The organism is Kitasatospora sp. NPDC056181 (assembly GCF_042266225.1).
Classification (GTDB): Bacteria; Actinomycetota; Actinomycetes; order Streptomycetales; family Streptomycetaceae; genus Kitasatospora.
Window position 1 is genome coordinate 41,293 of sequence record NZ_JBHJUK010000040.1, and the last position, 21,423, is coordinate 62,715.

Below are 21,423 nucleotides of genomic sequence, written 5' to 3' on the forward strand. Positions count from 1 at the left end.
GGTTTTCCGGGCCCCGGACGCCGACCCCGGACGAGGGGGACCGCCCCGGCCGTGCGCCCCGGCCGTGCGCCCCGGCGTTGCCCGACCCCGCCGCCGTCGGCAGGACGCCGCTTCGTAGAGTGGCGGGCATGATGCGCCCGAACCCTGTGACCGCCCGCGACGCACGGACGCTCCGCCGGTTGATCGGCGAGGCCGGACTGGCCCCGTGGGAAGGCGAGTTGACGGGGGTGGCCGAGCACGGCATCGCCCTGGGGCCACGGCCGGACGGGTTCGGGGGGCCGGAGCCGTTCTCCCGCTGCGGCGGTGTCCCGGCCGTTCCGCCCGGCTTCGTCTGGCCGCGCTCCGGGTCCGGTCCGGATGCGCTGCCGGACTGCTTCGTCGCCCAGATCGACCTGGCGGAGGTCGCCCGCGAGGACGTCAACGGGCTGCTGCCGCCCCGCGGCCTGCTCTACTTCTTCTTCCCCGGCCACGACGGCTTCGGCGGCCGTGACCTGGTGACCGTCCGCTTCCACCCGGACCGGTCCGCCGCCGACACCGCACCGTACGACGTGGCCGCCGACCCCGCGTTCGCCGATCCCACCGCCGGGTGGGGCGCCCCGCCATGGGAGTTCACCGGCCCGCCGGCCGCGCTCTACGCCGCCGGCAAGGCGATGTCCGCACGGGTCGAACGGTTCCACGACCAGCCGCTCCTCGACCTCCCCGACGAGGCCGCGCACCGGCTGGCCGCGCTGGGCTCCGCCGCCCTCGACGTCGCGCCGGAGCACGGCGCGTACATGGTGCTGCTCGGCCCCGACCGGGAGACGGACCAGTACGTGGTCCCGCCGCACGGCGCCGGACCGGACCGGATCCTGCTCGATGCGGGAGTCCCGGACTTCACCGGGTGCCCGCTCTACTACGTCATCCGCGACGAGGACCTGGCCGCCGCCGACTTCAGCAGGGTCGAGGCCGTCACCGTCCAGCGGTGACGGATCGTCCGGGGCACCCGAAATCCCGCCCTCGCGTGGAGAGCGAGGCCTGCGGTGCTATTCCCGGGAATGATCTCGGGTCTGCCGCGGCCGGGGCTCGTCGACTCACCAGCTACTACGACCCATGCCGCGCAGCCGTGGGACGTCGACGACGGACTGGGAGCGCGGATCGAGCCGGTGCTGTCAGCCGTGTCGGAGGTCCAGGCCGATGTCGAGGATTGGCGCGGAGTGCGTGAGGGCTCCGACCGCGAGGTAGTCAACACCCGTCTCGGCGTACGCGCGGGCCGTGTCGAGGGTCAGGCGGCCGGAGGACTCCAGCATCGCCCGGCCGTTGACCAGGGCCACCGCCTCGGCCGTCTCCGCCGGGGTGAAGTTGTCCAGGAGGATCAAGTCCGCGCCGGCGTCCAGGACTTCGGTGACCTGGGTGAGGGTGTCGACCTCCACCTCGATCGCGAGGTCGGGGAAGCTTTCGCGTACGAGCGTGAAGGCCTCGGCCACGCCGCCCGCCGCCACCACGTGGTTGTCCTTGACCAGGGCCGCGTTCGAGAGGGACATGCGGTGGTTGACGCCGCCGCCGCAGCGGACCGCGTACTTCTCCAGGGAGCGCAGGCCCGGGGTCGTCTTGCGGGTGTCCCGGACCTCGGCCTTGGTGCCTTCGAGTGCGTCCGCCCAGGCGCTGGTGGCCGTCGCGATGCCCGAGAGGCGGCAGAGGAGGTTGAGGGCGCTGCGCTCAGCGGTGAGCAGGTCGCGGGTGCGGGTGGTGACCGAGAGGAGTTTCTGGCCCGCCTCGACGCGATCGCCGTCCTCGACGTGGCGCTCGACCTCGAGGGTGTCCGTGCAGACCACCGAGAGGACCGCTTCGGCGATGTGGATCCCGGCGACGACACCCGCCTCACGCGCGGTGAAGTCGCCTGTCGCCACGGCCTCTTCGGGGACCGTGGCGACCGTGGTGACATCCACTCCCCCGGCCAGGTCCTCGCCGAGGGCCATGTGCGCGATGCCCTCGACCTCGACCGGGTCCAGGCCCGCGTCCTCGAGGAGCCGGGCGAGGGCGGGGTCGAGGCCGCATACGAGGTCGCCCGCCTCGCCGCAGCCGCAGTCGTCGGCGCAGCCGTCGGCCGGGAGGAGGGGGAGGTCGGGGGTGCTCACGGTTGTGCTCATGTTGGTGCTCACGGCTGTGCTCACGGTCGCTGCTCCTGGAGGAGGGGAGGAGAGGTCGGGGGGAATTCCGCGGTGTCCGTGGTGTGGACCGCGAGCGAGCGGTCCGGCTGCATCCGTACGACCAAGTGGCGGCGCCAGCCCGCGTCTTCGCGGTCCGGGTGGTCCTCGCGCCAGTGGCAGCCGCGGGTCTCCTCGCGACGTTGGGCTGCGGCGACCAGGGCGCGGGCCACGCACAGGAGGTTCGTCGCCTCCCAGGCCTCGACGCCGGGGACGGCCGGCTTGCGGTCGTCGGGGGCCTCGGCGTCGGCGTCCGCCCTGATCGCTTCGAGGTGCGCGGCCGCCTCGGCGAGGCTCGCCGCGGAGCGGATCACTCCGGCGCCCCTCGTCGTGATCCGCTGGATCGCGAGCCGGGACTCGGGGGCCAGGAGCGGGAGCGTGGTTCCCCCGGGGATTACCGGGTCGGTGCGCTCGCGCGCGGTCGCCGCGATGTCCTCCGCGATGCGTTCGGCGAAGACCAGGCCCTCGAGGAGGGAGTTGGAGGCGAGGCGGTTGGCGCCGTGGACCCCGGTGCACGCGACCTCGCCGCAGGCATAGAGGCCGGGGACCGTGGTGCGGCCGCGCAGGTCGGTACGGATGCCACCCGATGCGTGGTGGGCGGCCGGAAAGACGGGAATCGGCTCCGTGACCGGGTCGATGCCGTGGCTGCGGCAGGCGGCGAGGATCGTGGGGAATCGAGTCCCCCACATCTCTGCGCCGAAGTGGCGGGCGTCCAGGTACACGTGCTCGGTGCCGTGGAGCTGCATCTGGCGGGTGATGGCCTTGGCGACGATGTCACGGGGGGCCAGTTCGGCCAGTTCGTGCTGCCCGAGCATGAAGCGGGTGCCCGTCGCGTCGACCAGGTACGCGCCCTCGCCCCGTACCGCCTCGGAGACCAGGGGTTGCTGGCCCCCCGCGCCCGATCCCAGGAAGAGGACCGTGGGGTGGAACTGGACGAATTCGAGGTCGGAGATGTCGGCTCCGGCGCGCAGGGCGAGTGCCACGCCGTCTCCGGTGGAGACCGAGGGGTTGGTCGTCGCGGAGAAGACCTGGCCCATGCCGCCCGTCGCGAGGACGACGGCCGGGGCGCGGACCGCGCCGACGCCGTCGTGCCGGCCCTCGCCCATGACGTGCAGGCTGACGCCGGCCGCGCGGCCTTCGGCGTCCGTCAGCAGGTCCAGGACCAGGGCGTTCTCGATCGTACGGACCACTGCGGCACGGACCGCTTCGACCAGGGCGCGGGAGACTTCCGCACCCGAGGCGTCGCCGCCCGCGTGGACGATGCGGCGGCGATGGTGGCCGCCCTCACGGGTGAGCTGGAGGTCGCCCTCGGGCGAGGTGTCGAAGTGGGCGCCGGTGGCGATGAGGCGGCGCACCGCGTCGGGACCCTCGGTGACCAGGGCACGGACCGCGCTCTCGTCGCAGAGTCCGGCCCCCGCGACCAGCGTGTCGTCCAGGTGCTGCTGAGGGGAGTCGCCCTCGCCGAGCGCGGCCGCGATGCCGCCCTGGGCCCAGCGGGTGGAGCCGTCGTCCAGGCGGGCCTTGGTGACGACGACGGTGCGCAGGCCGGCTGCCGTACAGCGGAGGGCGGCGGTCAGGCCTGCCACGCCGGAGCCGACGACCACGACGTCCGCGTCGATCGACCAGCCCGGGGCCGGTGCGTGCAGGCGTATGCCGGTCGCGGTTCCTGTCCCGGTTCCTGTTGCGGTTCCTGTTGCGGTCACCGGGTGCCCCCGAAGGTGAGCGGGACGGTGTCGATGAGACGGGTGGTGCCGACCCTGGCGGCCACCGCGAGGACCTCCTCGCCGGTGTGGCCGTCGGGGGCCCCGGTGACGTCGGAGGGACTGATGAGGGCCAGGTGGCCGGGGGTGCGCCCGGCCTCGGCGAGGACTTGGCGGGCGGCGGCGCGCACGGCCGCGGGGGCCGGGATCTCCGCGGCGCCGGCGAGGGTGCGGGTGTCGGCGCGTGTGTGGGTGTCGGCGAGTGTGGGGGTGTCGGCCGCGGCGCGGGCCTCGCCCAGTGCGGGGAGGGCGGCGGTTCTCCTACGGGTGGCCGGGACCACCTCCGCCCGTGCACGTTCGCGGGCATCGTGCGCGCGAGTAGCGCGCCGGCTTGGTGGGCGTAAGGCGGTTCCTGCAAGGGCTGTTCGCGACATCGGCGCTCCCGTTGAGGTTGTTTCTAAATTAGAAACACGGGATGAATGCTAGTGTTTCGAATAACGGAACGCAAGGAGAGCCATGCCGACACCGCGCCCAGGAACACCGGTTCGTGGATCGACTACCGGCCGTCCGATCATGGCCGCAATGGATCTCTTCGGCCGCCGATGGGCGCTGCGAATCATCTGGGAGCTGCGGGCGGGGCCGGTCGGTGCGCGTGAGCTGCTGACACGGTGCGCAGGCCTGTCATCCAGCGTCCTCTACCAGCGGCTTCGCGAACTCACGTCAGGCGGGATCATCGCCTCCTCGGCAGATGGCTACGAGCTCACTCAGCTGGGGACAACACTCGGCCACGCCCTCCGACCGCTCAGCGAATGGGCGAACACCTGGGCGCAGGCGCAAGAGCAGAACGACCAGGATCCCGTGGAGGGATGAAGGTCGCTCGCTCTTCGATCGTTTCCGGTCTGGGCCCGGTTGTGCGAGGAACTGTCGCACGCTGACGACCGCGTTGCCCGGGGCCCGTCAGCTGCACGAACTCCTGACCTCCTGACTGAGATCGATCCCGTTCTTCGCCCCGCTCATGACTCCTCCGGTCGATCATGTGACTGTCGCCGGTCTTGCTCGTTGGCTCGGGGCATGGGGCGGGGTGATCCGACGGATGCCGAGTGGGAACGGCTGCGGCCGCTCCCTCCGGTCGGCAACAGGCGTTGCGGCCGGTGGCGCGACCGTCGGCCGAGGGCACAGGGAAATTCGGTTGCCGCGGGCCGCCCTCTCGATCATGATCTCCCGCATGGACTTTTGATGACTGCCACGTAGTACGTACCTGTCGCGCGATCGACCTCGGAGCCTGAAGACCCGGCCCCGGGGCGATGGGTCGCGCCCCTCGTGAGCATCCGTCAGAGAGCGGGAGCAGCCGAGTGAGTTCGGCATGCCCTCCTGCTGAGTCCTGAAAGCATCCAACACACATGAATACCGACCGCAAGGCCCTGTGGGCCGTGCGTCAGTCCGCCCTGCCCACCGTCGTCCGGTCCTGCCCGGACTGCCCCGGCATGCGGCACCGCGCCTCGGGGAAGATCCGCGTCAACGCGAGCGGCAAGCTGCTCGACGTCTGGCTGCTGCTGAGCTGCGCGACGTGCGACCGGACCTCGAAGGTGCCCGTCCACGAGCGCGTCCACGTCTCGACTCTGGAGCCGGCCCGGCTGGTGGCGTACGAGATCAACGACCCGGCAGCGGTGGGGGAGGTGGTGATGAGCGCGTCTCTCGCGGCGAAGAACCGGTACCGGCTCGACTGGACCGGCACGTGGGAGCTGGAGACCCGCATGCCGCTGTACGCGCTCGACGACCCGAACCCGCTCTCGGTGCAGGTGCGCTTCGAGCTGCCCGCGCCGGTCCGGGTGGAGCGGCTGCTCCAGCTCGGTCTCGGCCTGAGTCGGGCCGAGGTGCGCCGTCTGGTCGCGGACGGGCGGATCCGCCTGCCCTTCGCGCCGGACGCCAAGGCACACCAGGACTTCGAACTCACCATCCACGGACCCGGTTCCGTCGATGCGGCCAAGCACGCGAAGTCCCTCGGTGCGGCCGACGCCGAACGCACCGACCTGGCTCGGATCGGGCTGCCGCCCGAACCCGTCCGGGAGCTCCCACGCCGGGCCGCGGCGGCTGGGACCAGTCCGGTCGATCGTGTGCGGAGCCAGATGACGAGGGCGGCTGCGGTGACGGTTCCGAGGTAGGCGTATCCGCGTTCGTCGTATCGGGTTCCGACTGCTCTGGCGTGCTTGAGCTTGTCGATGGCCCGTTCGACGGTGTTCCGGTTCTTGTACCGCTCCAGGTCGAATGCCGGTGGCCGCCCTCCGCGCGATTCCTGGCGCAGGCGGGCGGCCAGGCTGTCGGGCTTCTTACTGTCGGGCTTCTTGCGGGGCCCGCCCGGGCCGATCCGCGGGACACGGATCTTCTCCAGCACCGGCTCGAACTGCGTGCAGTCCGCCCGCTGCCCTGGTGTGATGATCAGGGACAGCGGGCGGCAGCAGCCGTCCGCACTCGGGTGGACCTCAGTGGTGACCCCCCGCATGCGGCCGGCGCCCGTGCCGAGGCCGCCACCGGCTGCGCCTGCCTTGCCTTCCCGCCCCTCCCTCGTCCTCGGGCCGGCACCCGGTGCTCGCCAGGCTCCGAAGAGCAACGGTCAAGACTCGTGGATGAGTTGGCTGCGGTCAGCGTCGGCCGGGCTGCTTCAGGCCGGCCCGGGCGGCGTTGCGGATCCGCTTGGTGCGACCGCGGTCGGCGAGGATCTCAAGAGCGGCGGCGTTCGGCGCTGCGGCCGTCAGAAGCTGAAGCCAGTCGGAAGACGCGAGCAAGGCGTCCGGACTCCACGACCGCCTCAGCCTGACGGCCCGGTACAGGGACCATTCGTGCAGGCGCCGGGCCAGGAACGGATGCCGCGTCGTGGCCCGGGACATCCTCTCGGCCCACGGCTCGTAGGCGGGACCCGGGTGGAGGTCGGCGGCTCGGCGATCGAGGTGCCGCACGACGGCGGACTGTGCCATCGCCTGGTCCGGATCAGTGAGGACCTCGCTGACCAGGTCGACCTCATCGGCCTCCGTGACCTGCTCCAGCCTGCTCAGGTAGTCCCAGAAGCGGAGGTGCTCGGCCGGCTCCTCCTCGCCCTCCTCGTGCAAGGCGTCGTCGTGCAGCGCGCCGTCCTGCAAGGCGTCGTCGTGCACGGCGTCGTCGTGCAGTGCGTCGCGGTGCAGTGCGTCGCGGTGCGTCATGCGGCCTTCTCCTGTCGCTCGACCAGCGAGCCGTTCTCGAACGTGGCGCCCGTCCGGACGGGGCACGCGGTGGCGCCGGTGACCGCGCGCAGGCGGGCCCGGATCCGCCGAACTTCAGTTCGTCCGCGGTGATCGCTAGTGTGCCCCGGTGAACAGCAGTGACAACCTCCCCGTCCAGGACCGCCCCACGCCGCAGAAGCCGGTGTGGCCGCGTAACCTGGCGCTCTCGCTCGCCGCGGCCGCCGCCGCGTTCGGCGTGATGAAGACGATCGAACCCGCCGAGGGCGGCACGGGCCGTGCCGCGGCCACACCCTCCCCGGCCTCCGCCTCCCCTGCCGCCCGCCCGGCGGTGCCGCTGGACCAGGCGTTCCCCGCCGAGGTGAAGGGCCCCTCCGGCGCGGTGTACACCCGGGTGACCGCGAAGGCTCTCGACTCCTGCGCCCCCGAGGGCTCCGTCGGCCCCCTGCTGAGCGAACTGGTCAGGAAGAGCAAGGGCTGCGTCGGCCACCAGACCGCGCTCTACACGGACGCCCAGAACAACCGGTTCAGCCTCTCCGTCCTCACCATGCAGGACCCCAGGGACACCGCCCACCTGCTCGCCCAGCTGTCCATGGCCTTCGGCGACCAGCAGGTGTCCCCCCAGACCCCGCCGCTGGGCTGGGGGCTGCCGGCGCTGCCCGCCGGCAGCGGGAAGGTCCAGGCGTTCAGCGGCATCGGGCGCGCGTTGGTGGTGGGCCTCGGTCAGTGGTCGGACGGGCGGACGGCCGATTTCCAGAAGCTCACCGACCGGCTCAGCCCCCTGCTGGACGGCGTCACCGACAAGGTCGCCGCCCACGAGGCACCGCCGACGGCCGGCACGGCCGCTGCTTCGCCGTCGGCCACCCACCCCGCCGGCCCGTCGGCCACCCCGTCGGCCGGCAAGCCGGCAACCCCGTCGGCCACCGCATCGGCCACTGCGTCGACCGCTGCGTCGACCACGAGGCCGGCCACCCCCTCGGGCCCCTCGGCCGGCGCCTCGGCCGGTCCGTCGGCCGGCCCCTCGACCGGTCCGTCGGCCGGCCCCTCGACCGGTCCGTCGGCCACCAAGCGCCCGGGGGCCTGACCCGGTGATTCCGGCCGTTCCCCGCGATACGGTCCGTCCGTGACGGAGAACGGTTGGGACATCGTGTTGCTCGGCGGGGCGTCGGGCGTCGGCAAGAGCCGGGCGGCCGCGCGACTGGCCGGGGCGTCGGGCGCGTTCGTGGTGGAGTTCGACGACGTGGTCAGCGCCGTCCAGGAGACCACCACGGCCGCCCAGCACCCGCAGCTCCACCTCTTCGCGGGCCTGCCCGACCCCGACGGTCTCCCCGCCGCGCAGGTGCTGGAGCTCCAGATCGCCACCGCCCGCGCCCTGGAGCCCGCGATGCTGGGCGTCGTGCGCAACCGGCTCACGGTCGACGTGCCCGCCGTGGTCGAGGGCGACTACCTCACCCCGGCCGCCGCCGCGCTGGCCGTCGAGGCCGGGCGGGCGGCCGGGCGCAGCGTCCGGGCGGTGTTCCTGCACGAACCGGACGCGGCCCGGATCACCGCCAACTACGCCGCGCGCGAGCCGGGGTGCGGCACCCAGGCACAGCGGGCCGAGGTCAGCTCCCGCTACTCGCACTGGCTCGCCGGACAGGCCCGCCGGTACGCCCTCCCGGTGGTGGCCTGCCGCCCCTGGGACACGTTCGACGCGCGGCTGGGCGCGGCCCTGCGAACGGATTCGCCGACCCCGGCGGGCTCGCGCGCGCTCGGTACTCCGGCTGAGGTTCGGTACGTGTCCTAGGGATGTTGCCCATCGTCGCTGGTAGTGGCATCGCTGGGCGGTGTGCTGGTGGTGCGGTACTGGGCCCACCTCGGCAAAGACCCCTGTCGATCACGGTAGGGGGGATTTCGCACCCACGGTTGACACCGATCCTCTGGCTACCCGCTCCTGCCGTTGGCTAGAGGCGTGTCGCGGTGCGGACCAGGTCGGCGACGGCTTTGGACCTGCTGTGTGGTGGCCAGGCGATGACGGTCGTGACAGTCGGTGCGTCCGGCACCGGCACCGTCGCATGATGGTCGCGCAGGTGGGCCCGGAGGGACTCGGGCACGACCGCGCAGGCCCGTCCGAGCGCGATCAGCTGGAACAGCTGGGTGTGGTCGCGCACCTGCGGGCCGGGTCCGTCCGGATATCCCCCGCCCCGTCGAGGCCAGCGCGGCAGGGGCAGGTCCGTCAGGGCGGCGACCTCGGCCATCGACATATGGGGTCGGCCGGCCAAGGGGTGCCCCGCGGGCAGGACCACGACCTGCTGTTCGGTGTGCAGGTCCTCGGTGTCGAGTCCGGCCGTCGTGTCGAAGGGCCGATGAAGCAGGGCAACGTCGGCACGCCCGTCGCGCAGCAGCCCTTCCTGTTCGCCGGGCCCGCACAGCACCACCTCGACGGCGACCGCGCCGGGCTCGGCGGCGTAGGCGTCCAGCAGCTTCGACAGCAGTTCGCTGGACGCTCCGGCCTTCGTGGCCAGCACCAGACCGGGCAGCTCGGCAGCTGCGCGGCGGGTGCGGCGCTCGGCGGCTTCGACCGCGTCGAGTGCGACCCGGGCCTCCCGCAGAAGCACCGACCCGGCCTCGGTCAAGGTGACTGCGCGAGCAGCGCGGTGCAGCAGAACCACTCCGAGCCGCCGCTCGAGCTGCTGGATCGCCCGCGACAGCGGTGGTTGCGCCATGGCGAGCCGCTGCGCCGCCCGCCCGAAGTGCAACTCCTCCGCGACGGCGACGAAGTATCGCAACTCCCGCGTCTCCACCGCGTCATCGTATACGGCGCTCACCACGACCGATATCCGTGCGGTATCGCCGCCCACCCAGTCGGTCTTGGACGTCCCACCCGAGTCCGCACCACGATGGACGACATGAGTGAACGGACGATCGCACTGGTGACCGGTGCGAACAAAGGAATCGGATACGAGATCGCGGCGGGCCTGGGCGCCCTCGGCTGGCGCATCGGCGTGGGCGCGCGGGACCAACAGCGCCGCGACACCGCGGTGGAGAAGCTGCGCGCGGCCGGGACCGACGCGTTCGGCGTTCCGCTCGACGTGGCGGACGACGCAAGTGTGGCCGCCGCGGCCGAGCTGATCGCCGACCGCGTCGGAGGGCTCGACGTCCTGGTCAACAACGCCGCGATCACCGGTGTTATGCCGCAGATGCCCACCACGGTCGATCCCGCGACCGTACGAGCCGTCGTGGAGACCAACGTGATCGGGGTCATCCGCGTCACCAACGCGATGCTGCCCATGCTGCGCGGCTCGGCATCGCCGCGGATCGTGAACATGTCCAGCAGCGTCGGCTCGCTCACCCTGCAGACCACGCCCGGCATCGACATCGGCCCGATTTCCGCTGCGTACGTGGCGTCCAAGACCTTCCTCAACGCCGTCACCGTCCAATACGCCAAGGAACTGAGCGACACCGACATCCTGATCAACTCCGGCTGTCCCGGCTTCACCGCCACCGACCTCAACGGCTTCCGGGGCGTCCGCACTGCCCACCAGGGCGCGGCGATCGCGATTCACCTCGCCACCCTGCCCGACGACGGACCGACCGGCGGATTCTTCGACGACGCCGGAACAGTGGCCTGGTGACAGGCTCACCGGCCCCTGGTGGTCCGGTCGAGGTTCGCTGCTTGTGAGGCCGGAGGGGCCGGAGGGGCCGGAGAGACGTGGCGGCCACCGCAGATGACGGCGATGTTCCGACGCCGGCCGGCCGCGGTGCGGCGCACGGCGGGGCCGGGCCCTCCGCCTCCCACGGGCAGCGGGCCGACGACCCGTCGGTCAGTCCGCCCGCTCGTCGTCGTAGGCCTCGCGGGCCGCCAGCACCTCGGGCATGTGCTGCTCGGCCCACGCCTTGATCGACTGCATCAGCGGGAGCAGGCCGGTCCCGAGCGGGGTGAGCGCGTAGTCGACCCGGGCCGGCACCGAGGGCGTGACGGTCCGGGTGAGCAGGCCGTCGCGTTCGAGGGCCCGGAGGGTCTGGGTGAGCATCTTCTCGCTCACGCCGGCGAGGCGTCGGCGCAGGTCGCTGTAGCGCAGGGGGCCGTCGGCGAGGGCGTTGACGACCAGGCTGACCCACTTGTCGCCGATCCGGTCGAGCAGTTGCCGGGCCGGGCACTCGGCGAGGTACGCGTCGAAGCCGGCGCGCTCGGCCGCGCGGCGCTGGGCGGCGGTCGTGGTGGCCATGGGCTCTCCTCCCCGTACGGTACGCACTTTCCGGTGCGTGCTTCCCCGTGGAGAGCAACTCTCCTTAGTTTGGGAGCCGTTCGCAACCTCCGGTTCTGCCGGTTCCCCCGACTCAAAGGAGCGCGCCATGCGTGCCGTTGTCGTTCGTACCTTCGCCGGCCCCGAAGCCCTGGAGCTGGTGGACGTTCCCGTGCCCGAGGCCGGCCCCGGCCAGGTCCGGGTGCGGGTGGAGGCCGCCGGGGTCAACCCGGTGGACGCGGTGACCCGGGCCGGGGTCCTGACGGAGGCGGGGCTGATGCCGCCGCGCGAGGTGGTCGGGATCGGCTGGGACGTGGCCGGCGTGGTCGACCAGGTCGGGCCCGGGGTAGCCGGATTCGCCCCCGGCGAGCGGGTGATCGGCCTGCGCGACCGGCTGGACGTCCCGCTGGGCACCTACGCCGAGTACCTGGTGCTGGACGCCTCCGTGCTGGCCCCGGCACCGGCGGGGGTGCCGGCCGTGGAGGCGGCGACGCTGCCGCTGAACGGGCTGACCGCCGTCCAGGCACTGGACCTGCTCGGCCTGCCGGCCGGTGCCACCCTGCTGGTGACCGGTGCGGCGGGCGCGGTGGGCGGCTTCGCGGTCGAGCTGGCGGTGCTGCGCGGGCTGCGGGTCGTGGCCCTGGCGGGCGAGGAGGACGAGGCGCTGGTAAGGGAGTTGGGCGCCGAGTGGTTCGTCCCGCGCGGCACCGCCGATCCGGCCGCCGCCGTCCGGTCCCTCGTCCCGGGCGGCGTGGACGGCGCACTGGACGCGGCTCTGCTGGGTGTCGTCGCACTCGGCGCCGTCCGGAACCGCGGGGCCTTCGTCACCGTCTCCGGGGGCGCACCGGTGGGCCTGCGGGGAATCCGGGTGGCCAACGTATGGATCGCCGCCGACGGCCGCGCGCTCGCCGGCTTGTCCGACCTGGCCGCCCGGCGCCGCCTCACCCTGCGGGTGGCCGACGCCCTCCCGCTGGAACAGGCCGCCGAGGCGCACCGGCGGCTCGACCGGGGCGGCCTGCGCGGGCGGCTGGTCCTCGTCCCCTGAGCCTGCGTGCCACCCATGGGCCCGGGGCCCACCACCTCGCCCCGGGCCACCCTCACCTCGGGCGCCCTCACCTCGGGAGCACCGCCACCCGAGCTGTTCGTCCAGCGGACTAGCTGCGCCCGGAGCGTTGTTGGCGGAGCCAGGCCACGGCGGCGACCAGGCCGACGGCGCCGCCCGCGCAGAGCTTGACGGCGCCCTTGGCGAGCAGCCAGCCGAGACCGGGGAGGGTCCAGCCCAGCCAGTGGAAGACGGCCAGCATCACCGCAGCCGCCCCCACCGCCGCCAGCACGGTGCCCGCCACCATGGCCCCGGTGGACAGCTCGCGCTCCCCCGAAGCCGTTTCCGCCGTTTCGTTCGTGCCCCCAGAATCCATGAAGGGCATCCTAACTCGGCGTCAGCGAGGTGCGTGGTGGGTATCGCCGGTGTGCTCGCCGGTCTCGTGGTCGGGGAAACTGACGGCCAGGGTGACGCGGTACTCGAAGACGTCGTCGCGGTGGCCGGGGACGCGGGCCCAGGCCAGCGAGTGCACCTCGGCGTCGGGCGCCTGCCGGCACCAGGCGGCGGCCTCCTCCAGCGTCCGGGCCGCCGAACGGCCGGTGCAGACCACGGCGGTGTAGGCGGCGACCGCGATGTCGCCGCCGCTGCGGCCGGCCCGCGAGACCGCCCGGACCGCGGCCGCGGCGTGGGTGAGGTCGCGGGCGAGGTCCTCGACCACCCGGGGCGGCGCCGGCAGGAGGGCCGGACCCTCCGCCACGGTCTCCGGCAGGTTCGTGCTCACTGTCTGGGCCTCCGTCCGCCTGGTCACGGGATCCACCTGGATCGGGGTCCGCCTGAAAAGGGTCCGCCTGGTCACAGGGTGCGCCTGGTCACGGGCCCAAGGATGCCGGGCCGCCGTTCCTGGCATGACCACTTTCACTGGAACATCACCCGTCCGTGGAGCGGATGGTGTAGAAGAGGACGCCTTCGGGCGCGCCCTGGTATGGAACGGCCGGCGCATCGGGCCAGGTCAGGCTGCTCGCGGGCGGGCGCCGCCCGGAGCCCGACCGCGCCTGCACCCGCCACCGCTGTGCCCCGGACCGCCCGTTCGGCTCCCGGTCGCGCCCGGTTCACGTCCGCCGCCGGGCGCCCGCCGTGACGGAGTCGTACAACTCCCGTTGCAGGAAACGGAAATACCGACCGAGGCCGGACACTAGGATCCTCCCCTAGGCAGTCCGCCGCCGGGGCGGACGCCGCCCGAGGGGGAACCCATGCAGCTCAAGTCACCGCCCCAGTACGGTCGTCGGCACCTCTGGCTGCCGGCGCTGGCGCTCGCGGGCGCCGCGCTGGCCGGGTGCTCGTCCGGCGGCGGAAGCGGGTCGGCCGCGGCCGCGCCCTCCACCGGCAGTGCGGCGTCCACCCCGGCCGCCGCACCCACCACTGCGGCCCCGGTGCCCACCTCCGCCGCGTCCACCCCGGCCGCGCCGGCCACCACCGCGGCGCCGACGGGCGCCGCCGCCAAGCGCCCCACGGACGCCTGCACGCTGCTCAACTCCCCCCAGGTGATCGCCGCCGTCGGCACCGGCGGCCCGTTCGCCGGCACCCACCCCGACCCGGCGAGCGACGGCAGCCCGGTCTGGGGCTGCACCTGGGGCTCCCGCCAGTCGTACGCGTCGATCCGCGAGGTGAAGCCGACCGTCCTCGCCACCGTCAAGGCGAACCCGGACATCCAGATCACCCCGGTGCCGGGGGCGGGGCAGGAGGCGGTACTGACGCAACGCAAGGACGGCACCCACCCCGAGGTGTACTTCGTCGCCGACGGCCGCACCTACTCCGTCGAGGTGGTCAAGGACCGCGGGCCGGGCGACAACGTCAACGCCCCGGCGGAGGCGTTGGCCGAGACCGGGCTGGCCGTGGTGCTCGCCAAGGCGCTCGCGGGCTGAGCGGGCGGACGAGCGGGCCACCGGAGCAACCCGTCCGCAACGGCGGGCCGGTCGGCCGGACCGACCACGCCGGCCGACCGGACGGACCGGCCTTCGAACGGCGCCGCGGCCCTGGTGGCCCGGGCCGTTCGAAGGCCGTCCGGGGACGCCGGGCGGCGCAGCCCGTTCCCTCCGGGGCGTGAACGGGGCCGGGCGGGGGCTGCGGGCGGATGCGGGTGCGGCGCGGGCGTTCACAGAATGACGCCACGGCGCCGTACCCCGTACTCCCCCGACAGCCAAGGCGGATCGTATGAGCCGATTCCACCCGTCCCCGTCCCGGCCCACGAGGCCGCTGCGCACGGAGCCCCGGGCCCCGCAGCTCCGGCCCCCGCAGCCCCGGCCCACGAAGGGCCTGCGCCGAGCGGCCTCCCTGCTCTCCGGTCTCGCCCTGCTCGCCCCCGCCGCCGCGGCCGGGGCGCTGGCCACCGCGATACCTGCGCGGGCCGACAATCCGACCATCTCGGGCACCAGCATGCGCTACGCCTGGGACTCGGCCGAGCCGGGCCTGAGCCCCGCACAGGTCTCGGCCTCGGACTTCGGCCGGCGCTGGTCCACGGCCGTGGACGGCGCGGTGTACGCGCAGCCGCTGGTGGCCGGTTCGACGGTGGTGGTCGCCACCGAGACCAACCACGTGTACGGCGTCGGCGCGGCCGACGGCAAGGTCCTCTGGCAGCGCGCGCTCGGCACCCCCGTGGCGTCGTCCACGGCCTGCCTCTCCCCGGGGACCGGGATCACCTCGACGCCCGTGTACGACAAAGCGACCGGCACGGTCTACCTGGTCACGAAGTCCAACGAGGGCGGCGCGCACTTCTCCGTGCACGCCCTGGACGTCGCCTCGGGCGCCGAGCGCAGCGGCTGGCCGGTACCGGTCCAGGGCGATCCGGTGAACAGCCCGGGCGTCCCGTTCAACGCGGCCACGTCCGCCCAGCGCGCCGGACTGCTGCTGCTGGACGGCGCGGTGTACTTCGGCTTCGCCTCGGACTGCGGGGTCGGCACGTACGTGGGCCACGTCGGCGGCGTCAACACCACGAGCCGCAAGCTGACGCTCTGGTCCACGGGGTCCGGCTCGAACTCGCAGAACGGCGGCGTCTGGATGAGCGGCGGCGGCCTGGTCTCGGACGGCGCCGGACGGATCATCCTGGCCACCGGCAACGGCGCGGGCACCGGCTCCTCGCCGGCCAAGGGCCCGGGGAACAAGCCGGGGGGCCACTTCGCGGACTCGGTGGTGCGCCTGGGCGTCAACAGTGACGGCAGCCTCGCCCCGAAGGACTTCTTCAGCCCGGCCAACAACCGGGACCTCGACCACAACGACCTCGACCTAGGCTCCGGCGGCCCGGCCGCACTCCCGGCCGGCTTCGGCACCACCTCGCACCCGCACCTGCTGGTGCAGGTCGGCAAGGACGGGCAGATCTTCCTGCTGGACCGCGACAACCTGGGCGGCACGGCCCAGGGCCCGAACGGAACCGACGCCGTGGTGGGCATGACCGGCCCGTACAAGGGCGTCTGGGGCCACCCGGGCGTCTGGGGCGGCGACGGCGGCTACGTCTACGTGATCGAGAACTACGGTTCGCTGCGCGCGCTCAAGTACGCGGTGAACGGCTCCGGCGATCCACAGCTGACCAGCGCCGGGACGAGCGCCGAGGGCTTCGGCTACGCGTCCGGCTCACCGGTGGTGACCTCCAACGGCACGGCCGGCGGGTCGGCGCTGGTCTGGCTGATCTACTCCGGTACCGGGCCGGGCGGCCAGAACGGCGAACTGCGCGTCTACGACCCGGTTCCGGTCAACGGCACGCTCAAGATGCGCCGCAGCTTCGCCCTCGGCACGGTGACCAGGTTCTCCGTCCCGGCGACGGACGGCGGGCGGGTGTTCGTCGGCACCAAGGACGGGCACCTGATCTCCTTCGGCCGGGCCTGAGGCCGACCGCCCGCGTACGGCCGGCCCGCCCGTGCGCCGACCCGCCCGTACGCCCGACCCGTCCGCGGACAGTCGCGCTCCAACGGCACCACGGCGGCGCCCACCCGCGTCCACCACGTCCACCCGCGTCCACCGCGTGACCGCGGCCCGGCCCGCCCGTCACCCGTTCGAGCGCGTTTGTCCGCGGATCGCGCGGGTTGGAACGGCGGCCGGGCCCGGCGGCTCGTAGCGTCCTGACCCACGGGGCCCGATGCCCCCGCCCCCGACCCGACCTCGTCCCGAGGGAGAACCCCGTGAACTGCACCACCACACCCCGCCCCGCCCCCGCCGTGCCGGCCGAGCGCCCGGCCGGCGCCGCCACCGCGGCGAAGCCAGCCTGGACCACCCCCTCGGTGGAGTGCCACCGCACCGGCGCCGAGGTCACCGCCTACGCCGCGCGGACCACTCGGTGACCCAGCCCCTGACCCGCGAACGGTTCGCGGCTAGGCTGTACGACCTGCGCGGACGGTACTGGGACACCCACCCGTTCCACCTGCGCCTGCACTCCGGTGGCTGCACGCCGCCGGAGTTGCGGCGTTGGGTCGCCAACCGCTGGTACTACCAGCTCTGCCTGACCCGCAAGAACGCCGCCATCATCGCCAACTGCCCGCTGCCGGACGTCCGTCGCTCCTGGGTGGAGCGCCTCGCCTACCAGGACGGGCCCAGCGGCGACGAGGGCGGTCTGGCCGACTGGCTGGTGCTCGCCGAGGCCGTCGGCCTGGACCGCGCCGAGGTCACCGACGAGCGGCACGTCGCCCGCGGGGTGCGCTTCGCCGTCGACGGCTACCTGCACTTCTGCCAGACCAGGCCGTGGACCGACGGCGTGGCGGCGGCGCTCACCGAGATGTTCTCGCCCGACCACATGGCCCAGCGGGTCACCGCCTGGCGCACCCACTACGACTGGATCGACCCGGCCGGGTACGCCTACTTCGAGCACCGCATCCCCACCGCCCGCAAGGACAGCGCCCGCACGCTCGAACTGGTCCTGGACCACTGCGTCACCGCCACCCAGCAACAGGCCGCGCTGGACGCGCTGGCGTTCAAGTGCGACGTCCTGCGCGCCATGCTGGACGCCGTCGACTACGGCGCCGACCGGTGACCGCCCCCGCCCGGACCGACCAGGTACCCGGACTGCGGCGCGGCGTCCGGATGGTGCACGACCCGGTCCGCGGGCGGGGCGCGCTGCTCTACCCCGAGGGCGTGCTGCTGCTCAACGAGACCGCCGCCGCGGTGCTGCGCCACTGCGACGGCCGGCGCGGCCCGGACGGCATCACCGCCGAACTCGCCACCGAGTACGACGGGGTGGACGGGGACCAGGTCCGCGCACTGCTCGCCGAGCTGGCCGGGCGGCGGCTGCTCGCCCTGGACGGCACCGGTGCTCCGGCCGAGCCGCGGCAGGCCGCCGGCCTGCCCGGTGCCCCGGCCCGCCCGCCCGCGCCGCTCGGACTGGTCGCCGAACTCACCCACCGCTGCCCGCTGCAGTGCACCTACTGCGCCAATCCGATCGAACTCACCCGCCAACGCGACGAGTTGGAGACAGAGCAGTGGCTGCGCCTGCTCGACCAGGCGCGCGGCCTGGGTGTGCTCCAGGTCCACCTCACCGGCGGCGAACCGCTGCTCCGCCGCGACCTGGCCGGGATCATCGGCCACGCCCACCGCTTGGGCCTCTACACCAACCTCATCACCAGCGGCCTTCCGCTGGACGCCGAGCGCACCGCGGAGCTCGCCGACGCGGGCCTGGACCACGTCCAGCTCTCCGTGCAGGACGCCGACCTGCACCGCGCGGACGCCGTGGCCGGCCTCGCCGCCCACCGGCGCAAGCTCGCCGCGGCCGCGCTGCTGGCCGGCGCCGGCCTGCCGCTCACCGTCAACGCCGTGCTGCACCGCGGCAACGTGACCAGGATCGGCGCCATCGCCGACCTCGCGGTGGAGCTGGGCGCCGACCGGGTCGAGCTCGCACACACCCAGTTCTACGGCTGGGCCTGGCGCAACCGCGCCCACCTCGCCCCGACCGGGGAACAGGTCCACCAGGCGGAACGGGACGTGGCCGCCGCCCGGGAGCGTCACGGCGAGCGCATCGAGATCGTGCACGTCGCCGCCGACCACCACGGCGGCACCGCGAAGCCCTGCATGGACGGCTGGGGCCGGCGCCAGCTGGTGGTGGCCCCCGACGGCGACGTGCTGCCCTGCCTGGCCGCCGCCCAGCTGCCCGGCCTGCCGGTGCCGAGCGCCGTGACCGACGGCCTGGCCGCGATCTGGCACGACTCGCCCGCGTTCAACCGCTACCGCGGCACCGACTGGATGCCGGAGCCGTGCCGCAGCTGCGCACTGCGCGAGGTGGACCACGGCGGCTGCCGCTGCCAGGCCTTCCAGTTCACCGGCGACCCGGGCGCCACCGACCCGGCCTGTCACCTCTCCCCGCACCACCACCTGGTCGCCGAACCCGCCCCCGCCGGCACCCCGGCCCCCGTCCCCCGGAGAATGCGCTGAAGATCCGGATCCTCGGCACCGCCGCCGGCGGCGGGCTGCCCCAGTGGAACTGCGGCTGCGCCGGCTGCACCACCGCCCGCCGCACCGGCGCCGCCCGCAGCCAGGACTGCCTGGCGGTCAGCGCGGACGGCGCCGCCTGGTACCTCGTCAACGCCTCGCCCGACCTGCGCGGCCAGCTCCTCGCCGCTCCCGAACTCGCCCCCTCCCCCGGCACCCGCGACACCCCGCTGCGCGGCGTCCTGCTCACCAGCGGCGAACTCGACCACACACTGGGGCTGCTGACCCTGCGGGAGGCCGCCGAGCTGACCGTGCACGCCACCCTCCCGGTCCGCTACGCCCTCCACTCGGCCTTCCCGGCCGGCCCGCTGCTCGCGCCGTACACCAAGGCCGGCTGGCAGACCCTCACCCCGGGCCGCACCGTGGAGCTGGCCGGCGGGCTGCGTGCCGAGCCGCTGGCGCTCGGCGGCAAGCGGCCCCGCTACGCGGCCGACCTGCCGGGCGAGGGCTGGGAGGGCCGGCCGGACTGGGTCACCGGCTACCGGTTCACCGACGCCGACGGCCGGGCGAGCGCCGTGTACGCACCCGGGCTCGCCGAGTGGACACCCGCGATGGACCGGGCGGTGGCCGGCGCGGACGTGGTCGTCCTGGACGGCACCTTCAGCACCGACGACGAACTCGCCGGGCACACCGGCGGGGCACGCTCCTCCCGCGGCATGGGCCACCTGGCCGTCCTGGACTCGCTCCCCCACCTGGCCCGCCACCCCGGCCCGCGCTACCTCTACACCCACCTCAACAACACCAACCCGCTGGCCCACCCCGGCTCCCCCGGCACCGAGGCCCTCACCCGGGCGCTGACGGCGGCCGGCGCGGCCGTCGCCGAGGACGGGATGCTGATCGAGCTCTGACGGTGAGAACGTGCACGCGCGGGTTCCCGGCGGATTCCACGGGCCCGGGCAGTCCGACCCCACCCGCCGTCAGGCCCACCCGCCGTCAGGCCCACCCGCCGTCAGGCCCACCCGCCGCCAGGCCCCCTCACCACCTGCGCGTTCATCCAACGGTGGCGCCCAGGACGCCCACCGCTCACCCGGGTCGCGTCAGGTGGTCGTGATACTAATCATTCGGGGGACGCGAACTGTCATGCACGGGCAGGCACGATGGTGACAGCCCGTCCGTTCCCCGAGGGTCCGCACGGTCAGGGGAGGGGCACGGTATGAGGGCAGGGATCGGCAACGCCGGAGACGGCGGAACGGCTCGGACGGGGCGTCGGCTGCGACTGGGCAAGCGCGTCACCGGGACGGCGGCGGCGTTCACCGCGCTGGCGGCACTCACCGGTTCCCAGGTGACCGGCCTCGGGCTGCTGCCCGTCGCGGCGGCCGACTCGGCGACGCCCGTCACCGACCCGCTCACCCCCGTCTCCGTCACCGTCTCCCTGCCCGGGACCACGTTCCCCGGCACCGCGCAGCCGACCCTGGCCAACAGGCCCGGCGTCCCCGTCGACGGCGGGGCCGCCACCCCGCTGCCGCAGCCGCCCACCTCCCTGCCCGGGGACCCTTCGGCCGGCCCGTTCCGCACCGGGCCCGCCCTGCCGGAGACCGTCTTCGCCGCCTACCGCAAGGCCGAGACCGCCCTGGCCCAGCGCTCGCCCGGCTGCCACCTGCCGTGGCAGCTGCTGGCCGCGATCGGCGAGGTCGAGTCCGGCCAGGCCGGCCGCGGCGCCGTGGACGCCGCCGGGACGACCTACCGGCCGATCCTCGGCCCGGTGCTCGACGGCAAGGGTTTCGCGGCGATCCCCGACACCGACGGCGGCCGCCACGACGGTGACCGCGTCTGGGACCGGGCCGTCGGCCCGATGCAGTTCATCCCCTCCACCTGGGCCTCCTGGGGCGTCGACGCCAACGGCGACGGCCAGGCCGACCCGAACAACATCTTCGACGCCGCCGAGGCCGCCGGCCGCTACCTCTGCGCGGGCGGGCGCGACCTCGCCGACCCGGCGCAGCTCGACCGGGCCGTCCTCGGCTACAACAACTCGGGCGAGTACCTGCGGACCGTCAAGAACTGGATGGCGCACTTCGGGACCGGTACCGCGACCACCACCCCGGACCGTCCGGCGCCGGCGGGCGCGGTGACCGCTCCCACGGCACCCGCCTCCTCCGCGGCGGCCACCCCGACCACGGCGCCCGCGCCGTCCCCCTCGGCCACCTCCCCGGCCTCGCCGTCCGCGACGCCGACGCCCACCTCACAGCCGTCCCCGTCGGCCACCCCGACTCCGACGACGAGCCCGAGCGCCACGCCCACCGCGAAGCCGACGTCCACGCCCACCGGGACCCCGACCGGGACCCCGAGCACCAGCCCGAGCGCCACCCCGACCGGCACCCCGACCGCGACGCCGACGGCCTGCCCGACCCCCACCGCCACCGGTGCGGCCACGCCCACGGCCTCCCCGTCCGCGTCCGCGACGGCCACCTCGTCCGCGACGGCCACCCCGAGCGCGACGGCGTCCCCGTCCGCGACGGCGACGGCCACCGCCCCCGGCTGCCCCGTCCCGACCGGCACCCCCTCGGCCTCCGCGACCGCGACCGCCACCCACTCCCCGTCGGCCGCCCCCTCGCCCTCCGCCCACTGAGTCTGCCGGGACCGCCGACGGCGGGGGAC

At 74.1% G+C, this 21,423-nt stretch carries 22 protein-coding genes; 14 read left to right on the forward strand and 8 right to left on the reverse strand.

Going from position 1 to position 21,423, the window contains the following annotated elements; translation table 11 throughout:
* Positions 1 to 128 precede the first annotated feature (128 nt).
* Positions 129 to 965 carry a DUF1963 domain-containing protein gene (locus ACFC1F_RS17480; RefSeq protein WP_376159213.1) on the forward strand — a complete coding sequence of 279 codons (837 nt, stop codon included), beginning with the start codon at positions 129 to 131 and terminating at the stop codon, positions 963 to 965.
* Positions 966 to 1,148: 183 nt separating this feature from the next.
* On the opposite strand, the gene nadC is transcribed toward ACFC1F_RS17480, so the two are convergent.
* The 3 genes from nadC to ACFC1F_RS17495 are packed head-to-tail and all read right to left on the reverse strand — an operon-like array spanning position 1,149 to position 4,224.
* A complete protein-coding gene (gene nadC, locus ACFC1F_RS17485) occupies positions 1,149 to 2,114 on the reverse strand; it encodes a carboxylating nicotinate-nucleotide diphosphorylase (protein WP_376159248.1) in 966 nt (321 codons plus the stop codon).
* Between the two features lie 32 nt (positions 2,115 to 2,146).
* On the reverse strand, positions 2,147 to 3,886 hold the full coding sequence (locus ACFC1F_RS17490) for an L-aspartate oxidase (RefSeq protein ID WP_376159215.1): 1,740 nt from the start codon (positions 3,884 to 3,886) through the stop codon (positions 2,147 to 2,149).
* Positions 3,883 to 4,224, reverse strand: coding sequence for a hypothetical protein (locus ACFC1F_RS17495; protein WP_376159217.1), 342 nt, complete (start codon positions 4,222 to 4,224; stop codon positions 3,883 to 3,885). The genes ACFC1F_RS17490 and ACFC1F_RS17495 overlap by 4 nt, the downstream gene beginning before the upstream one ends.
* A gap of 232 nt (positions 4,225 to 4,456) precedes the next feature.
* On the opposite strand from ACFC1F_RS17495, the gene ACFC1F_RS17500 reads away from it, so the two are divergent.
* The gene (locus ACFC1F_RS17500) at positions 4,457 to 4,753 is read left to right on the forward strand and encodes a winged helix-turn-helix transcriptional regulator (RefSeq protein ID WP_376159219.1); all 297 of its coding nucleotides are present in this window, start codon (positions 4,457 to 4,459) and stop codon (positions 4,751 to 4,753) included.
* A 530-nt stretch (positions 4,754 to 5,283) separates the two neighbouring features.
* A complete protein-coding gene (locus ACFC1F_RS17505; RefSeq protein WP_376159221.1) occupies positions 5,284 to 6,045 on the forward strand; it encodes a DUF1062 domain-containing protein in 762 nt (253 codons plus the stop codon).
* 477 nt (positions 6,046 to 6,522) lie between these two features.
* On the opposite strand, the gene ACFC1F_RS17510 is transcribed toward ACFC1F_RS17505, so the two are convergent.
* The gene (locus tag ACFC1F_RS17510) at positions 6,523 to 7,080 is read right to left on the reverse strand and encodes a hypothetical protein (RefSeq protein WP_376159223.1); all 558 of its coding nucleotides are present in this window, start codon (positions 7,078 to 7,080) and stop codon (positions 6,523 to 6,525) included.
* Between the two features lie 148 nt (positions 7,081 to 7,228).
* Here ACFC1F_RS17510 and ACFC1F_RS17515 point away from each other — a divergent pair, with 148 nt between their 5' ends.
* Together ACFC1F_RS17515 and ACFC1F_RS17520 are read left to right on the forward strand one after the other, a co-directional pair.
* Entirely contained in the window at positions 7,229 to 8,182 is a 954-nt protein-coding gene (locus ACFC1F_RS17515; RefSeq protein WP_376159224.1) for a hypothetical protein, read from the forward strand.
* 39 nt (positions 8,183 to 8,221) lie between these two features.
* Complete coding sequence (locus tag ACFC1F_RS17520; RefSeq protein WP_376159226.1) at positions 8,222 to 8,884, forward strand: AAA family ATPase; 663 nt, start codon at positions 8,222 to 8,224, stop codon at positions 8,882 to 8,884.
* A gap of 157 nt (positions 8,885 to 9,041) precedes the next feature.
* Here ACFC1F_RS17520 and ACFC1F_RS17525 read toward each other — a convergent pair whose 3' ends face one another.
* Complete coding sequence (locus ACFC1F_RS17525; protein WP_376159250.1) at positions 9,042 to 9,881, reverse strand: LysR family transcriptional regulator; 840 nt, start codon at positions 9,879 to 9,881, stop codon at positions 9,042 to 9,044.
* Between the two features lie 105 nt (positions 9,882 to 9,986).
* On the opposite strand from ACFC1F_RS17525, the gene ACFC1F_RS17530 reads away from it, so the two are divergent.
* Positions 9,987 to 10,712, forward strand: a complete 726-nt coding sequence (locus ACFC1F_RS17530; RefSeq protein WP_376159228.1) for an SDR family NAD(P)-dependent oxidoreductase — start codon at positions 9,987 to 9,989, stop codon at positions 10,710 to 10,712.
* A 189-nt stretch (positions 10,713 to 10,901) separates the two neighbouring features.
* Here the strand turns inward: ACFC1F_RS17530 and ACFC1F_RS17535 are convergent, their stop codons facing one another.
* Entirely contained in the window at positions 10,902 to 11,306 is a 405-nt protein-coding gene (locus ACFC1F_RS17535) for a winged helix-turn-helix transcriptional regulator (RefSeq protein WP_376159230.1), read from the reverse strand.
* 127 nt (positions 11,307 to 11,433) lie between these two features.
* On the opposite strand from ACFC1F_RS17535, the gene ACFC1F_RS17540 reads away from it, so the two are divergent.
* Positions 11,434 to 12,369 carry an NADP-dependent oxidoreductase gene (locus tag ACFC1F_RS17540; RefSeq protein ID WP_376159232.1) on the forward strand — a complete coding sequence of 312 codons (936 nt, stop codon included), beginning with the start codon at positions 11,434 to 11,436 and terminating at the stop codon, positions 12,367 to 12,369.
* Between the two features lie 109 nt (positions 12,370 to 12,478).
* On the opposite strand, the gene ACFC1F_RS17545 is transcribed toward ACFC1F_RS17540, so the two are convergent.
* Both ACFC1F_RS17545 and ACFC1F_RS17550 read right to left on the reverse strand, forming a co-directional pair.
* Positions 12,479 to 12,742, reverse strand: a complete 264-nt coding sequence (locus ACFC1F_RS17545) for a hypothetical protein (RefSeq protein ID WP_209411043.1) — start codon at positions 12,740 to 12,742, stop codon at positions 12,479 to 12,481.
* A 21-nt stretch (positions 12,743 to 12,763) separates the two neighbouring features.
* Complete coding sequence (locus ACFC1F_RS17550; RefSeq protein WP_209411044.1) at positions 12,764 to 13,147, reverse strand: hypothetical protein; 384 nt, start codon at positions 13,145 to 13,147, stop codon at positions 12,764 to 12,766.
* A gap of 469 nt (positions 13,148 to 13,616) precedes the next feature.
* On the opposite strand from ACFC1F_RS17550, the gene ACFC1F_RS17555 reads away from it, so the two are divergent.
* From ACFC1F_RS17555 to ACFC1F_RS17585, 7 genes are all read left to right on the forward strand, one after another.
* Complete coding sequence (locus ACFC1F_RS17555; protein ID WP_376159233.1) at positions 13,617 to 14,288, forward strand: hypothetical protein; 672 nt, start codon at positions 13,617 to 13,619, stop codon at positions 14,286 to 14,288.
* A 289-nt stretch (positions 14,289 to 14,577) separates the two neighbouring features.
* The gene (locus tag ACFC1F_RS17560) at positions 14,578 to 16,242 is read left to right on the forward strand and encodes a PQQ-binding-like beta-propeller repeat protein (RefSeq protein ID WP_376159235.1); all 1,665 of its coding nucleotides are present in this window, start codon (positions 14,578 to 14,580) and stop codon (positions 16,240 to 16,242) included.
* A gap of 293 nt (positions 16,243 to 16,535) precedes the next feature.
* Complete coding sequence (gene pqqA / locus ACFC1F_RS17565) at positions 16,536 to 16,694, forward strand: pyrroloquinoline quinone precursor peptide PqqA (RefSeq protein WP_376159237.1); 159 nt, start codon at positions 16,536 to 16,538, stop codon at positions 16,692 to 16,694.
* On the forward strand, positions 16,691 to 17,380 hold the full coding sequence (pqqC, locus tag ACFC1F_RS17570) for a pyrroloquinoline-quinone synthase PqqC (protein WP_209411047.1): 690 nt from the start codon (positions 16,691 to 16,693) through the stop codon (positions 17,378 to 17,380). Before pqqA ends, pqqC begins: the two co-directional genes overlap by 4 nt.
* Positions 17,377 to 18,771, forward strand: coding sequence for a pyrroloquinoline quinone biosynthesis protein PqqE (pqqE, locus tag ACFC1F_RS17575; RefSeq protein WP_376159240.1), 1,395 nt, complete (start codon positions 17,377 to 17,379; stop codon positions 18,769 to 18,771). The genes pqqC and pqqE overlap by 4 nt, the downstream gene beginning before the upstream one ends.
* Positions 18,772 to 18,779: 8 nt before the next feature.
* The gene (gene pqqB / locus ACFC1F_RS17580) at positions 18,780 to 19,676 is read left to right on the forward strand and encodes a pyrroloquinoline quinone biosynthesis protein PqqB (RefSeq protein WP_376159252.1); all 897 of its coding nucleotides are present in this window, start codon (positions 18,780 to 18,782) and stop codon (positions 19,674 to 19,676) included.
* Positions 19,677 to 19,981: 305 nt separating this feature from the next.
* Positions 19,982 to 21,394 (forward strand): lytic transglycosylase domain-containing protein, encoded by a 1,413-nt coding sequence (locus ACFC1F_RS17585; RefSeq protein WP_376159242.1) that lies wholly within the window; start codon positions 19,982 to 19,984, stop codon positions 21,392 to 21,394.
* The last annotated feature ends 29 nt before the right edge of the window (positions 21,395 to 21,423 follow it).